Below are 17,303 nucleotides of genomic sequence, written 5' to 3' on the forward strand. Positions count from 1 at the left end.
TGGTTATTATCTTTTAATGATTTTTTTATCGAGCTTAACAGCATTACCTTTTACATTAATAATGTAAACACCCGGTAACATTCTGTCGGCAGGAACTGTAAAATTGTTTCTACCGTTTTTAAGAGACACGTCTGCCTTATATACCCGTTGGCCCGTAGCCGTATACACAGTTAGTACAGCAGACTGATCTGAAGGCACGTCTACATAAACCTGTAGTGTTGAACTATTACTAAACCAGGTTTCCAGTTTACTTTCGTTAACTGAAGCCGGTGTAATAGTTAATGTTCCTTCCTGATAAGTAATTTCATATTTATTGGATATACCACCGGAAGCTGTCAGCGAATAAATACCGGTTGCAATATTTGAAACAGCATTGGTTGTAACAGTAGGTTTTACCGTAAGGCTATTTTCGTTATCACCGTTTACAAAACCTGTATAGGTAATAGCGAATGCCGGTAAAGTTGTCATCTGTACAATAGAAACATCAGCAGGTTTTGCTACTAAAGCAGCTTTGCTGACCGTTAATATTCTCGGAACTTCCTGTGCCGGCAGATATGTACCGTTGCCTGGCTGGCGGGCAGTAATGGTAGTGGTACCTGCACCAACGATCTGTATATTACCATTGGTAACAACAGCTACGTCTGTATTACTGGAAGTATAAGTGATGGTTAACCCTGAAGAAGAAACCGCTCCCGGATTAAAAACGGCATCGCCGTATACTTTTACAAAATCATGCTCAAAAGTGATAGCTTGCGGAATGGTTGGAGTAGAACCTCCGGCAGAATATTCATAAGCACCCATGTCAACAGCAACATTCACTACGCGCGCATTACCCGCTAAGTCTGTAGTAATACCTGCTGGCAACAAGCTGTTTGATCCTTTGTCGATAACCGGGCTGGATGCATCTAGTCGTAAGAAACCAGCTACATTCGGATCTACACTTGCAAATGAGGGATCGGTTCCTACCAGATTTCCATTACTACCATTTGTGCCATATGCCTGAGTGAGTGAGTTCTGTAAATTAACCGCCGCATTTGGCCCTTTAAATATATCTGCACCTGTACCGGTTAAAGCAAGGTTACCGTAAAGGATACTATTGGCAATTGTTACCGATGTATTAGCATTATCAGCAATCATGATAGCACCGCCATTGTTAGTGGCCCTGTTACCATAGAAGGTATTATTTACCAATAGTGGAGTCGTAAAGGTTGTTGTAATATAGATGGCCCCACCCCCCAGTGATGTACTTTTCGATTCATTATTATAGAAAAGAGAGTTAGATACTTTACCTGTAGGATTTGGTCCGGCAGCAGATCCGGTACCCGATAACCAGAGTGCACCCACATGAGTACCCGCGGTATTACCGGAGAAGGTCACTGCATCCATATCATAACTCACATTACTGCTAACCACTGCAGCACCCGTAAAGGCAGGAGTATTGTTATTATAAAAACCACCGCCTTTCATTTTAAAATTATTCATCAGGCCCACTCTTCCACTTATTTGTAAAGCTCCGGTAGCAACATTGCCGTAGTTTTCACGCAATACAACATTGTTTAAGGTAGCATTATAATTGTTTTGGAAATTACCGGCACCACCGGTACCAGATCCTGGCCCTGATGCAATATTCTTCACAAACTGAACATTGGTTAATACCAATTCATTGTGATGAATATTATCAGTATTTCCCTGAATGTATAAACCTCCACCCAATGAAATACATTTATTTTCAGACAACAAAACATCCGTCATGGTCAGGTTGGTATAATAAGACATCATTATAGCACCACCGCTACCGGTCATTGTCTGATTTCTTGAGAAATCGCCGTTTTTCAACTCAATAATATTGAATAGGGCATTTTCACTTCTTGAGAAAATTGCTCCTCCTGAAGAATTTGTACCCAGATTGTCTGCAAAAGTAAAATCCTCCATATACAGACTTGCATTAGTAGCCATATTGATAGCACCGCCTGCGTTGCGGGAGATATTATTACTCAGTACTCCTTTTTTAATAATTAAAGCGCTGACACTATCACTGTTTCCTACCAGGTAAATGGCACCACCGGCACCGCCGAGTGTATTTTCAGAATAAGTTTTATTATTCTTCAACTGAACGTCCTGTAAGGTAATGGTACTCGCATAGCTGTATATACCACCACCGAAACCGGCAGTAGAAGAAGTTGATGCACTATTATTGCCACTGATGATGATATTACTAAACACGGCCTTACTTCCGCGGGCAAAAATACCACCACCCGATGCTCTGGAAATCGTTTGTCCGTCGATCACATAAGCGCCGTCCTGATTGGCTGTACCAGCTGTGATAGTGAAACCATCTAACAACGTGTTGTCAGTATTATTGACAGATACAACAACGTGATAAGCATTGTCAGAAGAATCATTGGCAATACCCAGGTCTCCGCTTAGTATAGTAGTATTGGAGGTTACATTTCTTTCGGAAATAATTGTTTCCGTTCCTGCAAAGCCACCGAAAATTTTCACACCGCTTTTCAGAACAAAAGCAACATCTCTTGCTCCTAATGTTCCTGTACCGCCGGTAAGTGTTGACGGTTTATAGGTACCTGCCGCCACCCAGATCTGGTCGCCTATCGAAGCATTGTTGATGGTTTGCTGCAGATCACCGGATGCATTCGCCCAGCTGGTACCGTTTCCTGAACCCGAAGCTGTAGGTTTAACATAATGAATATCTCCGGTAGAACCGGTCGTGATCGTTAGTTTTCCTATCTGATAAGTAATTTCATAATTATTTGATACAGCGCCAGACGCTACCAAATCGTACTCTCCCGGTACTGAAGCAGAAGTTGCTGTTGTAGTAACAACAGGTGCTGTCGTTAAATTTGATGCATTTTCACCAGCTGCAAAACCATTATAAGAAACAGCAAAAGCCGGGAAAGGTAAATGTTGTTCTACCGTAACGTCAGCAGGCTTAATTACCAGAGGTATTTTGTTCACCGTTAAAGTTCGTACAACAGGTGAGGCTGCGATATAAGTCTGATTGCCCGGTTGTGATGCCGTAATATCTGTACTACCGGCTCCAACGATCTGAATTTTATTATTGACAATAATAGCTACCTGCTGATTACTGCTGCTATATACAACAGGAAGGCCGGATGATGCGGTGGCCACTCCATCAATGTCTGCGTCTCCGTATGATGCAGTAAGATTATTTTCGAACGTAATGGTTTGTGGAGTAGTCGGAATTTCGGCACTCGCAAATTCGTATGCACCCATATCCACCTTTACATTAAAAAAACGATCATTGCCTGCAAGATCTTTTGTGAGTGCAGCTGGTAAAAGCGTATTATCACCTTTATCTATAGCAACACTTTGCTCATTTAATTGTAAGAAATCCGGAGAACCTGGTGTTGTATTTGCAAAGCCCGGATCACCTCCTACCACTACTCCATCTACGCCATGAATACCTGTTTCCTGTGTAATGGAATATTTAAGATTCAGACTACCGTTTAATCCTTTAAAAATATCCTGCACACTACCGTTACTGGTATTACCATTAAAAATGGAATTGTAAATATTAACACCGGCAGTATTACTATTATTTATACCAATTGCACCACCATCAAAGGTTGACTTATTGGCATAAAAAGTACTGTTAATAATAGACGGCTTCGTATTATTTGAAACCATGATGGCACCGCCACCTAAAGAAGCGAGATTGGCTTCATTACCATAAAAAGCACTATTGGTAATAAAGATATTTTCGTTTGGCAAAGGAATAGCTGCACTAAAAATAAATAAAGCGCCACCTGCACTATTCGTTGCTTTATTTTCAAAAAATTTACTTCGATCAATATTTGCTTTATTAAAACTGGAAACGTATCCGGCTCCACCTGCTGTAGCAGATCTGTTTTTACTAAAGAAACAGTTAATCAGTGAAAAATTATTATAATTATTTTCACTTCCGAGTACAAAAAACGCACCTCCTGTTGAACCGGCTACATTCTCAATAAAATTAACCGTATTGAAAGTTGCGTTGTTAAAAATATTGATGTAAAAAGCTCCGCCTGATGTACCAGATTTGTTTTCACTGAAAGTGGAGTTATTAATCTCTATGGTATTAGGTGTGCTCTCTGCCCCTAAAGCATATAAAGCACCCGCTAAAGCTCCGGAAGTATTTTTAATAAATTCAGTTGCTTCTAAAGTAGCTTTTACATAGTTTGACAACATCAATGCACCACCACTTCCACCTACGGCAGTATTACTTTCAAATTTCACATTGGTTAAGCTGGCAACATTTGGCCGGGCTGCATTTCCTAAAACAATCATAGCACCCGCAGATGTACCACCACTATTACCTGTAAAAGTAACATCGCTTAATACCGGATTGGTAAAATGCTGGGCGAATAAAGCACCACCTGCATTGGTAGTAGTGTTTTCATTGAACCGTACACGCTGAAAGCTTGTGTTGTTTAAACTGTCGGCTGTACCTACCAGGTAAACAGCACCACCACTACCGCCTCCTGTAGAAGGCGATGTGGCAGCGTTTTGAGAGAACACAGCATCAGTAATTACCAGACTGCTGTTCATTGCATAGAGAGCTCCCCCACTTCCGTTAGATGAGGTGGTGACACATTTGTTATTTGAAAAAGTAACATTACTAATGGTTGCTGAACTTCCGCGGGTAAACATACCTCCACCGGAGAAACGGAATACCTCACGCCCTCCGATTACATAAAATCCTTCACCATTTGCATTTCCGCCGGTGATACTGATACCGTCTATCAGTGTTTCAGCAGTATTATTGATAGAAAGTACTACGTGATAGGCATTATCGGAAGCGTCGTTTACCGTTCCGATATCACCACTCAACTCTGTTTTATTGAGGGTACTGTTACGTTGATTCAAATCAGTTTCAGATCCTGTAAATCCGCCATAAATTTTAACACCGCTTTTTAAAACAAAAGCAACATCTCTTGCACCTGCATTTCCGGTGGCGCCAGGTAATGCAGCAGGTTTATAAGTTCCTGCAGCTACCCAGATTTCATCTCCGGAAACAGCAGCATTTATGATTGCCTGTAAATCGCCTGAAGCGTTTTCCCAGCTGCTACCGTTTCCTGAACCGGAAGCAGTGGTTTTTACATAATATACCGCAGCTTCTGCTTTCGTTACGAACGAAAACATCCACACGGCAATGAATAATATAATCGTGTACTTATTTCTCATAAGCTGATTGTTTTGGTATTTAGGGGGAAAAGGTTTACTTGATTACCGGTTTCAGATACAAGTCATGAAAATCATAACTGGCATCAGTCATAGGAGATACGGCTTTCATTTTAGTATGATCTATGGAACCATCGGCATTCAAAGAAAAGGTGATATATGCGTCTGCTTTAAACTCACGGTTACGCCACCTTACAATAAATGTGTCGTATTGCCAGTGTTCCACATCTCCGATCATACCAGGATTGTGTGAGAAGTTTACCACCAATCGACCCTGTTCCAGCGTTATCAGCACATCACCATACCACTTGTCATTGTAACGGCCAGTATATTTTTGCAGTGGTAATGAAGGTTGAGATTTTTCATTCCGTTCCTGAACTGCCGTTGCTTCAATTTTTCTGATTCTTTCAAAACCGGCTTCCTGTTCTTTTTTGTAACCGGATATCCAGTCAAAAGCAGGAACTTTTAATGCATGGTCTATCAACTGATGCACAATTGCTGCAATAGCACCACCCGATTCCTGATTGGTTAATATAGAAATACCGAGATTTAATGAAGGAACCATCACAACTCTGGATACAAATCCGTCTAACTTACCACCATGAGCAACGATGCGCTCAGAACGATAGTTGTAAGTATAAAAACCCAATGCATATGACTGGTATTCCATCTGTGCGGGTTTGATATGATCTGCCAGTTTTGCTACCGGCATTGGCGTCACGCCTTTCCACAATTCTGTAGCAGTTACTTTTTTGTATAATACATGGCCATTAGCTGCTCTTCCTGAATCCAGTTGAGTAATGAGCCATTTCGCCATATCAGTTGCATTTGAAGCAATACCACCCGCAGGGTTGGTGATGTCAGAAACCCCGTACTGCAAAAAGTTTTTAACCTCACGAATTTCTCCATCAAAGCGCGCATGTGATGCGGAGGTATTATTTGCTGTGCCAAATGAAGAAATCCGGCTAACTGTTCCGGTCATACCTAATGGTTTCAGAATACGATCCTGAATACATTCTTCCCATTCTTTTCCGGTAACTTCTTTGATCAGTTCACCTGCAGCCAGATAGAGTATATTATCATACGCATACGCATTTCTGAAACTGGTAGTTAGCGGCAAAAATTTTACTTTCTTTACTATTTCCTCTCTGGAATAAGTGGATGGAGGAAATTGTAACAAATCACCTGCATAGGGCCCCAGGCCACTACGGTGTACCAGTAAATCTCTTACGGTCATATTCGCTGTGACATATGGATCATTCATCCTGAACCAGGGCAAATAATTGATAACCGGACTATCCCAGGTTATTTTGCCCTCTTCCACTAATAATGCTAATAAGGTAGCAGTAAATGCTTTTGAATTCGAGGCTATCGGAAAAAGTGTATGCTCATCTACTTTTTGCGACGAATGCAACTGCTTTATACCGTATCCTTTTGTGAGGAGTGTCTTATTGTTTTTTACGATAGCGATGCTCATACCCGGTACTTCAAACTCCTTCATTACCTTTTCTACATAAGCGTCGAAGTTTGCAGGTAACTCTTTTGTTACCTGCGCATTCGCTACGATTAAACCCGTAATCAGTCCTAAAATGGTAAGGGACCAATCCCTTAAAAAATGAGCTTTTATCATATAAAGAGTAGATTATTGTTCATTAAGTTATGGCAATAGGTATCCTATGTCTGCTCCTGAGGAACAAACCACTTTGCACAAAATCATTCTCTTAGGCTTTTTTGAATTTTAAAACAGGTCTCTGTCAGGCCATGGTGTAGACGGATTGTTCACCGCCGGCCAAACAAGCCTGTCTAAATCTGTATTAAAGGCGGTACTGCTTGCCGTAGTGTTAATCAGAATTGCCCATGCAAATCCGGTAGCGGTTTTCACCATCCAGTTTCTCGATCCGTTGTAAGTACCTCCGTGATACCAGTTACCATTACTGCTCACCATAAATCCGCAGGCATAACCTCCGCTTGCCGCAGTTCTTGATGACATTAATGCCAGTGTACTGCTACTGATAATATCAGGTACAGTATTAGACCCGTCTACTCTTACGATAAAACGCATCAGGTCGGTGGTAGTACCTAACCATCCGCCGGCACCCATTGAACGGGCGATGGTTCCTTCACCGTAGTTATAAGGGCTGGTTCCGTAGTATTTTACTTCATTAGGTTTTCTTCCTGAAAGTGAAGTTGCAGCCATGGTCATGTCGGTTATTCCCATTGGCTTCAGAATGGTATCTGTAACATAACGTTGATAATCCTGATTCGTTATTTTTTGAATAATATGACTAAGAATAAAATAGCCGATGTTTGAATAGTCTAATTGAGTTCCCGGTGTACTGGAAAGAGGACGGTTATCTAAAACAAAACTCAACAGATCGTCACTGTTTAGCTGTGCTTCTCTGAACATCGGATCGTTACTCGAGTTACCCCAACCGCCGCCGGTGTGGTGTAACAACTGCTCAACAGTAATATTATTAATATTGCCTGCATAAGGTGAGGTACCGAAATCAGTTCCTAAAACACTACCCGGGCCAAACACTTTTTCATTAAACGATAATCTGCCCTGATCAATTAAGCGCATAATAGTAGCAGAAGTAATCCACTTACTTAAACTGGCTAATCTGAACTGACTGATAGTGGTTACTTTCTGAGAAGTTTCCTTATCGCCATATCCGTAACCTTTCGCATACACCAGTTTTCCGTCTTTTACAATTGCTAAAGACAATCCGGGTACATTGTGTTTTGATATAAATGCATTGATATCATCATCAATCACCGACATCACTAATGTATCAGAAGGCACGTGTGGAATCGGTGGAATAATCACCGGGTCTGGACCCGGTGTATCACTTTTAGAACAGGACACAAGCCACAATAAAGCTCCCATCCATAACCATTGTTTCATTTTCATTGTAACAGTTTTTAGGTTATACCAATTTCTTTATCTGACTATTGTACCCATCCCGGATTCTGTACCATATTATCGTTTGCGTTCATTTCTTTAAACGGAATAGGCATAATGAACCGGTTATTCGGATAAGTATAAGTCGTTATATCATCACCTGAACGGATATGTCTTACTTCTTTTTTACGTCTGGTTAAATCAAACAAACGATGTCCTTCAAAAGCAAATTCTTTTCTTCTTTCGATCAGAATCCTTTCAATCAGATCATCACCTGTTAACGTAATATCGGCCGCAGAAGCATCTGCTCTTTTAACAATCGTATTTAAATCCTGCTGTGCGAGGGTTGTTTTAGCAGCATCGGTTTTACCTAATTCGGCACGCGCTTCGGCGCGAATCAGATAAGCATCTGATAAACGCAATACTTTAATATTAGCAGTTTGCCCTAAATACTTTCTTACGAAGTAAGCGGGGTTTTCGAATGTTCCGTTTCTTACGCCCACCTGAATCAATGAACGGCGAACATCTGTTGTAGAATACAAATTATACAAATCAGCAGTAGCCAGTGCTTCTCCATAACCAGACTGGTCATACAGATAACCTAAACCGTCTACGCCTGCATTTTCAGTAGCGAGGTTCACCAGTTCGAACAGAGATTCAGAACTAAAATCAGCGTTCCAGCTGGAGACATAATTGTTAGTACCCAATAAAATAAACGGTCCTGTTATTGCTTGTGAAGCATAGTATTCAGCTTGTTCCCAATCACCCATATACAGATAAACTTTCGCCAGCAGGGTGTTTACAGCTGCCGGAACCATACGTCCGGGTTTTTGATTCACATTCATCAGCGAAAGCGCTTTATTTAAATCAGTGACGATTTGTTCATACACTCTTCTGACTGTATCGCGGGGAGGTTCCATGATAGAAGATTCCTGTACGGTTATAACAGGCACTCCCAAATGAGAAGCGTCATCAGTAAAATTATAGGGTTGTGCAAAAAGACGAACCAGGTCAAAATGAGCTAAAGCCCTCACAGCATACAATTCGCCCAGCAGCTGATCAATAGCGGTGGTTGGAGGCAGACTTTCTCCACCTGCAATAGCCAGGTTGGCATTAGCAATTACCTGATACATTGCATACCATGCTCCCTGAACATAACCATCGGTAATTGTAACTGCAAAATTATCGTGTGCAAGAAAACGTCCTCCGTTTGAACGGCTGATAAAAACATTATCGCCGATTAACTCAGGAATAAGAGAAAAAGTTCTGTTATAATAAGCGCTGCTCTTTAAAGCAATATATACGCCATTGCTGGCTGTGTTTAAAGATGCCTGGTCTTTAATGGTTCCGACCAGTGGTAATCCCGAAGGATTGGGAAGGTCTAAGAAGCTTTTGGAACAACCTGCTAAAAAGCAAGCTACAAAGACCAGTAATTTTATTTTTGAAAAAGAAAATTTCATCACTAATTGTTTTTGTTGTTTTGACATACATAAACTTTCATCAATCACCTGTTCAACAATTCTGCTGATTAGAATGATAAATTAACGCCTACCAATACCTGCGTAGAGATCGGCAGATTCTGATTGATCAAACCATCTACATAGGTTTCCGGATCATGTCTTAATCTGTCATCTTTTACATAAGTGAAAAGGTTATTGGCTCTCAAGAACAACTGTGCTTTAGTCAGAACGGTATTTTTTACCGGCAGGTCATACGACAGGAACACATCTCTTAAACGGATATATGACCCATCATACATAAAGCGCGAAGAAGTTTGGCTGGCAACACCTGTTTGTGACCCTCTGTAAACCATTTTAGGAGTAGAGGTAACATCGCCCGGTTTTTGCCAACGATTTTCATAATCAACGCGTGCAATTGCACCATAATCGGTAACACCTGCAGAAGCGTCGTTCGATGTATAAGCACCCCAGGTATCAAATAATTTGTTACCCCAGTTGAAATAGAACATGAACGACAAAGTGAAGTTCTTATATTCAAAAGTATTGGTTAAACCACCGAAGAAACGCGGCAATGCACTTCCCTGATTAAAAGGTCTGGCATCTGTAAATTTGTTGGTAGTAGTGTTTTTAGTTCCGTCTACATACCATAATCCCTCACCTGTTTGCGGATCTACTCCTGCCCAACCCGGCATATAAAACTCATAATAGTTACCACCGATTACACGGTTATAGTTACCCGTAATAATCTGATCAACTCCGCTAAGCGTAAGAATTTGATTTTTGTTGGTGGAGATGTTGAAGCTGGTGTTCCAGTTGAAACCTAAAGGTTTGTTTGCACGGATATTCTGTGAAGTCAGACTCAATTCAATACCTGAATTCTCAAAAGATCCGATATTTCTGTTTTGTGTACCTAAACCGTTTACAGCAGAGATATCAGCACTCATTAACAAATCAGAGGTGATACGCTGATAATAATCAAACGATCCTGATAATCTGTTATCAAATAAAGAAAATTCAACACCGATATCGAAAGGTTTATTTTTCTCCCAGGTTAAGAAATCATTCTGAATCTGACGAAGTATATAAGCAGGGCTTGCATTATAGCTTCCCGAAGTACTATATTCTCCCAATACACCGTACCAATCCGGCGCCTGATTTCCGTTCACACCAAAGCTTGAGCGGATTTTCAACTCTTTTACAAAACCGAGATTCGCGATAATGTCTTCATCAGAAAGGTTCCATGCAAATCCGATAGAGCCGAATTTACCATAACGAACACTTTTACCAAAACGTGAAGATCCATCAATTCTACCGGTCAGGTTAAGATATAATTTACGTTTGTAGTTAACACTTGTATTCAGAAAATAAGAGACTAATGCGGAGGCTCCTTCATTACTCCATGCAACAAAAGGTTTGGCGGCACTCGATAAAGTGTATAATCCGGCCTGTGCATATTCATCTGCTTGTGTACTGATGTATTTTCTGGTAATCTTCTGAGCTTCCTGTCCTAATGTAGCATCCAAACCGAAGTCTCCCAGATTTCTGTTATATTTCAATAGATTAGTTACCGACCAGTTAATAAATAAGCTGGTGTATTCGGCACCGCGTCCACGTACAGAAGCTGCATCCACCCAAAGCGGGCTCCAGAAGCGATAGTCGTCGGTATAACTGAAATCAATACCCACTTTAGTTTCGGCAACGAGATCCGGAGTAATTTTTAATTCAGCTCCGAAATCACCTAATAATGCATAGATACGGGTATCGTATTTATTTTCGTTTCTGACAATTTCCGGATTGTAAAGAATTCCTGAGTAAGTACCGTTTTCATTATAAGGCGCTACCCATGGAACCAATCTGTTCAATGATCTGATCGGGTTGGCACCTGTTCCGGAGTTAGGAATGGTACTCAACTTCTGATAGCTTGGCGCAAAGCCTGCATTGATCGAAAGACTGTTTGAAGCTTTGTGTTTAACCCGAAGACGAGAAGTAAATCTTTCAAAACCCTGTCCTTTCACTGTGGCGTCCTGCTTGTAATAACCGGCAGAAGCGAATACTGAAGTTTTATCATTTCCACCTGATAAAGAAAGGTCATATTGCTGAAATTTGCCTCGTTGTGTAATTACATCAAACCAATCGGTATTCACATTCGGTTTTAAACCCTGATCAATCAGGTATTGATAAGCCGCTTCATTGGTATTAATACCTGATAATCCGGTAGCGTTGCTATTAATAACACCTTCAATCAGTAACTCGGTCATTTCGCGGGTTGATAAAGGTTTATTACGTTCATTCATTGCAATCTGGCTATAACCGGTTTGTGCAGAAAGGTTTATTTTACTTTTTCCTGCTTTACCGCTTTTGGTAGTAATCAGAATTACACCATTCGCACCTCTTGACCCATAGATAGCGGTTGCAGATGCATCTTTCAATACGGTTACCGATTCAATATCATTGGGGTTAATGCCAGCCAATGTATTAGAAGAGAATGCCAGTACGGTGGTAGGACCGTCAACAAAAGGAACATTATCTACCACATATAAAGGAGAGCTGCCGGCTGCATAAGAACCGATACCTCTGATACGTACGTTTCCGCTGGCACCCGGTTGCCCGGTACCGGAAGTAGATTGCAACCCTGCTACATTACCCTGTAAACTTTCCTGAAAAGAGGCTCTGGGTTTTCCTTCGAGATCTTTAGCAGTTACAACAGAGGCAGCACCGGTATAAGAAGATTTAGACTGCCGGCCATAAGCCACCACAATTTCTACCTGATCCATTAAAGCGGATACTTCTTCCAGTTTAATACTCACCAGGTTTGAAATATTTTTATCGGTAATGGCCACTTCTTTAGGATTGTAACCTACAAAACTTACGACTAAAACGTCTCCTATGGATGCTTCAATCTGAAAGCGCCCTGCTTCGTTGGTTACCACATACTTCTGAGAGTTTTTTACCAGTACGGTAGCACCGGCCAGCGGAGTACCGTCAGCAGAGGTAATCACACCCGAAACATCGGCCATCAATATCGGAATGGCTACTTCTTCTTTTCTGGAAAAATTATTAACGGCGGAGTTAAGTTTTCGATAAAGAGAAATTGTTCTGTTCTCTATTTTATAAGCAATTGGCTGATCAGTTAAAACCTTATCGAGGAAGGTATTCAACGGCATATCTTTTACAGATATGGTAATAGGCTTTGTATTATCGAGCAAAGCGCGATTTGAAAAAATCAGGTATCCTGTTTGCTGTTCAACAGCAGTGAATACTTTTTTCAGCGTAATATTCTTGCCGGCCAGGGTTACAGTTTGAGAAAAAGAGTTGGCCGACACATGCATACAGCATACGAAAAGGATGAATGCAGTGATTCTCATAACACGGTACATTTGGGTCCATAACCGGCGAAACTGAGCCGGACGTTGACCGCCATCCTGATCCACAGAAGTTGAAGGCGACGCAACACTGAACAAACCGGGCACAGAATACCTGTTGCAGTTAGCAGTTTTTTGCATAAATTGCAGTGTTTGGTTGTTTAGTTAGATGATTACAAGAGACATTTATATGAATCAACCAAATTCTTACGGGTTCTGCTGGCAGGCAGAATCCGTTTTTTATGATTCATACTTCATTGTTATTTATACAATCTTTATTTCATTATGGCAATACAATCAGTTTTCGTCCTTCTTCGATTTTAAACTGTACTTCGGATCTCTCCAATATTCCTAAAACTGTTGATAGTGTTAAATTGCGCTCCATCTTTCCCCAAAAAACAATATCAGGTATACCTTTTTCATAAACCACTTCGATATTGTACCATCTTTCCAGCTGGCGCATGACATCTTCTAACCCGATATCATCAAAGTTGAAAATGCCATTCTTCCATGCTACGATCTGTTCTGTTTCTACATCACTGACTACTCTGATCGTTTCTTTCTCTGTTATCTGAGCTTGTGTTCCCGGTTTCAGCACAACGCCGGCATTATTGTCAATCTTTCCAGATTTATATTTCTTCACCAATACAGCGCCTTCCAACAAGGTGGTATTGATTGATTTTTCATCGGTATAAGCATTGATATTGAAATGAGTTCCCAATACTTTTACTTCCGCTTTATTTTCAACATTCACAAAAAACGGTAATGCTTTATTATGTGCTACTTCGAAATAAGCTTCTCCGCTAACCGTTACCCTTCTTTCATTTCCTTTAAATACCGTAGGATATTTTAAAGAACTTCCTGCATTCAGCCACACTTTTGTTCCGTCAGCCAATACCAGATTAAACTGACGGCCTTTCGGCGTTGTAATGGTATTGAAACTGGTTGCATCACTGGCATCTCCGGCTACATTATAATTCAGTTCACCTGCCTTTAAAACAGCTAATGCACCGTTTTCTTTTGCAATCACACCATCTTGTAATGAATCCAGTATCATGGTCGATCCATCAGCCAGTGTTAATACGGCGCCGGTTGTTCCCGGGTCAATATCTAGCATGGCAACAGGCAAGTGCTGCTTGTCTGAGCTACCGAAATCTGTATTTTTCCAGATGAAGAAACCACCCACTCCTATTATTAATACAATAGCAGCTGCATAACGCAACCAGTACATTCTTCTCACATTGGCAGGTACAACTTCCGCTTCCTGAATATCTTTTGAAACGATTGTTTCAAAAATATCATCTGCCTCATTTTTTGATAAACCCTCTGAAAAAGATTCAATGAACTCTGCAGCCAGTATTTCTTTATCTACTTCCTGCTTGAGCCAATCTTCCGTTTCCGGAAGCGATAACAGCTCCAGCAATTCACGTCTTTCTGCAACAGTGCAAAGACCATTTTTATATTTTTCCAGTAGATAACTACAACGACTAACTTTCATACTGTTATAATATATAGGACATTTCTACGGCTTGTCGCTTCCGCACAAGATTCTTTTGATCAATGACAATCGTTGTCCTGTTGAATTTTTATAGAAAACATGGATAAGGTTACCGGCTTCTGATCTGCCGGTATACTATATAGAACGTCTGAAGTAAAAAAGAGGGGTAGTGCCGGTAAAAAAAAATTACCATTCGCCATTCGGATCAAGCATTGACCGTAATTGCCTGAGGGCGGCCATCAGGTGTTTTTTAACCGTATCTTTTGCAATTCCGAGCTCGGTAGCAATCGCTTCGTGTTTCAGGCCTTCAATGCGGCTTAATTCAAAAACACGGCGTTGTTGGGGAGGGAGTTTTTTAGCTGCAAGGAAAACTTTTTCCAGTAACTGACGGTATTTGATTTCATCGAATAACTGGTCATTTTCTCCCAGCCAGCCTGACGGAAGCAGTTGCTGAAGATATTTATCCTCATTCATTTTCTTCCGGAACTTATCATAAATATAATTACGGATGAGAACATTCAGATAACCGGAAAAATTCTCAATCTCTACCAGCCTGGTGCGATTTTGCCAGATCCGGAGAAATACGTCCTGTAACGCATCTTTTGCGTCGGTTTCGGAGCGCAGCATTTTGAGCGCTACATAATAAACTTTATGGCGATAGAATTCATACAAATCTCTGAAGGCAGTTTCGCTGCCATCTGCAATTTGCAGGAGAAGCTCTTCATCTATATATGCTCTGTTCGAACCCAAATCAGCAATACCTTGTCTGGTTAGTGTAAATTACAAACACACGAGGTCGCCCGACAAAAATGGTTGTTCACCAATTTTATCAATAAGCAGCAACAGATTTTTGCTATCACCTGTTAGTTTGTCAGTTAGTATCAAATATAAATAAAAAATTTAAGGAACAGGTTTGATTTTAGCCGGGGGAAGAAAGTGAATACCAGGCTTTCTTCTCAATTCCCTTAATACCTCCTATGTTTGAGATCTTAATTTTTCAACATTAAGGAATTAAGCCAGTTCTTATAATTGAAAGTTGAAAATTGAAAACGGCTATGCAGTAACAATTATAAATTATGAATTGCACTACCCATTTTCAACTTTCAATTGCCTTCAATTCCGTTGCTTACGGGAAATCATTATAAATTTGATGTTGGTTAATATTTTTGATCGTCATTTAAATAAGAAGTAAATGAAGGGAAACAAGAAGCCACCAGTACCGGCTTCACGTACTTTTTAACTTCACTCCTTTCATTTTTAGATTGAAATCATCTACAGTTATCCAACACCAATTCTATATACAAAACACTTAATTCCTCCTATGTTGCAGATCTGATTTTTTTCACCATTAAGAACATTAAGGTATTAAGCAGGTTATGGTCAGTAAGGGAATTAATGGAAGCAACTTTGTTGCTTCGGGGAATAAACCAGTGGTGGATGTCTCATCCACCACATACAGGGAAGAACTTTATTTTAATGGTTAGTTTCTTTTCACCATTAAGAAATAAAGGACATTACGCTTATACTAATAAGATACGAAAAATTGTTGAGATTTCAAAATGAGGTAAAAAAGACAAAACGCTGATTCCCTGTCAGCGTTTTGTCTTTTTTTTAGTATTAGTCAGTACGGATACATAAAGTCCTGTATCTCTAATTTTAGAGAGTTACCAAACATTCTGTAGAATTACGTTCAATCTTATTAAAAGATTAAGATACATATTGTGCGATAAGGGAGAAGTGATTAATATAACGAATAGCATCCTTAAATAGGAGTTCTAATACTAACTCTATTTACCAGTGTTAACCACTTTCCTTTCGCCAAATTTCCAATCAATTAATATTCTTTTAAGACTTCTGACAATTTTTTACTAATCTCTTCTTTTCTGAATGGATTATGAGTCATCCTGTAAATAACTTTATTTTCATCTACTCCAATAAAGTCACCATCTTCCAGATCTTTTAGATGGAAGTATTCTTTATCAGCTATAAGGATCGAATAAACGTCCGAAGGATTTAAAAGTTTCTTTTCTTCTTCATTAAAGATATACATAATTCGGTTGTAATCAGATTCACCTATATATTCTTTCTTAAATTCTGATACATCTACCTTTCTCAGATCAACATCACGTCCCTTGCAACCAATCAAAGAATAGCCACTAATTGTACCACTTGAGACATAAATTTCATAAGGTACAAAACTCAATGACTTGCTGTCATATACTTTTATGTTAGTAAGTTTAAAATCACGTTCCGTTTCTCTATCATATTTTTTCAATATGTTAGAATGAAAAGTAAAAGCTACATAACCAAGAATATCACTTACACCAACAAGTACACCTCTTAACAATCCTTCATTGATTTGATCTATCAAATTTGAATATTCTGATGGAAGCTTAGTTATCACATTCCGAATCAAATCGATTTCCCAATTCTCTATTTTAGTTCTTTTAAATAAACCAAACATTCTAATTATTTTAAAATTTTGTAAACCAATTATACTTACCAAACCAACCAACATCAGGCTTAAAGCCTGCTCGCAAAAAGTTGTATCGATATGAGTCTAGAAGCGAATGTTGAACTGTATTTAGTTTCCAGACATTCAACCTATTATTTACTGCCCAGTTAGGTAAATTATAAGCTCGTTGCATACGTTGAGTTATAAAGACATGATGAAACTCTGTACTTATTCTTTGAGTACCTGTAGAAGTCGAAATTTTGGCTAATGTCGTTGTTCCACCCCTTGCTCTTTTATATTGTGCAAATGTTTTACCTCCTTGCAACCAACCACCTCCCGAATTAACAGCTAATTGTTTAATTTTAGGAACGACTTTAAAAGACACCGCAGTTGCTACCATTCCTTCCCAGAAGTGGGGGTCTTGTGC

At 39.9% G+C, this 17,303-nt stretch carries 9 protein-coding genes; all 9 read right to left on the reverse strand.

The window, feature by feature from the left end:
* Positions 1–6: 6 nt before the first annotated feature.
* Complete coding sequence (locus tag D9O48_RS18540) at positions 7–5,202, reverse strand: MBG domain-containing protein (protein ID WP_126974496.1); 5,196 nt, start codon at positions 5,200–5,202, stop codon at positions 7–9.
* A 34-nt stretch (positions 5,203–5,236) separates the two neighbouring features.
* Positions 5,237–6,829, reverse strand: a complete 1,593-nt coding sequence (locus D9O48_RS18545; protein ID WP_126974497.1) for a serine hydrolase — start codon at positions 6,827–6,829, stop codon at positions 5,237–5,239.
* A gap of 108 nt (positions 6,830–6,937) precedes the next feature.
* The gene (locus tag D9O48_RS18550) at positions 6,938–8,110 is read right to left on the reverse strand and encodes a serine hydrolase domain-containing protein (protein WP_126974498.1); all 1,173 of its coding nucleotides are present in this window, start codon (positions 8,108–8,110) and stop codon (positions 6,938–6,940) included.
* Between the two features lie 38 nt (positions 8,111–8,148).
* Positions 8,149–9,588 (reverse strand): RagB/SusD family nutrient uptake outer membrane protein, encoded by a 1,440-nt coding sequence (locus tag D9O48_RS18555; RefSeq protein ID WP_126974499.1) that lies wholly within the window; start codon positions 9,586–9,588, stop codon positions 8,149–8,151.
* A gap of 41 nt (positions 9,589–9,629) precedes the next feature.
* Complete coding sequence (locus D9O48_RS18560; protein WP_126974500.1) at positions 9,630–13,064, reverse strand: SusC/RagA family TonB-linked outer membrane protein; 3,435 nt, start codon at positions 13,062–13,064, stop codon at positions 9,630–9,632.
* A gap of 142 nt (positions 13,065–13,206) precedes the next feature.
* Positions 13,207–14,421, reverse strand: a complete 1,215-nt coding sequence (locus D9O48_RS18565) for a FecR family protein (RefSeq protein ID WP_126974501.1) — start codon at positions 14,419–14,421, stop codon at positions 13,207–13,209.
* A gap of 186 nt (positions 14,422–14,607) precedes the next feature.
* Positions 14,608–15,171, reverse strand: coding sequence for an RNA polymerase sigma factor (locus D9O48_RS18570; RefSeq protein ID WP_158624943.1), 564 nt, complete (start codon positions 15,169–15,171; stop codon positions 14,608–14,610).
* 1,084 nt (positions 15,172–16,255) lie between these two features.
* Positions 16,256–16,885 (reverse strand): hypothetical protein, encoded by a 630-nt coding sequence (locus D9O48_RS18575; RefSeq protein WP_126974503.1) that lies wholly within the window; start codon positions 16,883–16,885, stop codon positions 16,256–16,258.
* Between the two features lie 10 nt (positions 16,886–16,895).
* Positions 16,896–17,303 (reverse strand): hypothetical protein (locus tag D9O48_RS18830; protein WP_158624944.1); only part of this gene is annotated, 408 nt, incomplete at its 5' end.

This window comes from Gynurincola endophyticus (genome assembly GCF_003991195.1).
GTDB lineage: Bacteria > Bacteroidota > Bacteroidia > Chitinophagales > Chitinophagaceae > Gynurincola > Gynurincola endophyticus.

What these genes read in the sequence shown, in the direction of transcription:
- D9O48_RS18540 (WP_126974496.1), bottom strand. Translation starts at nt 5,202, where the DNA reads ATGAGAAATAAGTACACGATTATATTATTCATTGCCGTGTGGATGTTT.
- D9O48_RS18545 (WP_126974497.1), bottom strand. Translation starts at nt 6,829, where the DNA reads ATGATAAAAGCTCATTTTTTAAGGGATTGGTCCCTTACCATTTTAGGA.
- D9O48_RS18550 (WP_126974498.1), bottom strand. Translation starts at nt 8,110, where the DNA reads ATGAAAATGAAACAATGGTTATGGATGGGAGCTTTATTGTGGCTTGTG.
- D9O48_RS18555 (WP_126974499.1), bottom strand. Translation starts at nt 9,588, where the DNA reads ATGTCAAAACAACAAAAACAATTAGTGATGAAATTTTCTTTTTCAAAA.
- D9O48_RS18560 (WP_126974500.1), bottom strand. Translation starts at nt 13,064, where the DNA reads ATGCAAAAAACTGCTAACTGCAACAGGTATTCTGTGCCCGGTTTGTTC.
- D9O48_RS18565 (WP_126974501.1), bottom strand. Translation starts at nt 14,421, where the DNA reads ATGAAAGTTAGTCGTTGTAGTTATCTACTGGAAAAATATAAAAATGGT.
- D9O48_RS18575 (WP_126974503.1), bottom strand. Translation starts at nt 16,885, where the DNA reads ATGTTTGGTTTATTTAAAAGAACTAAAATAGAGAATTGGGAAATCGAT.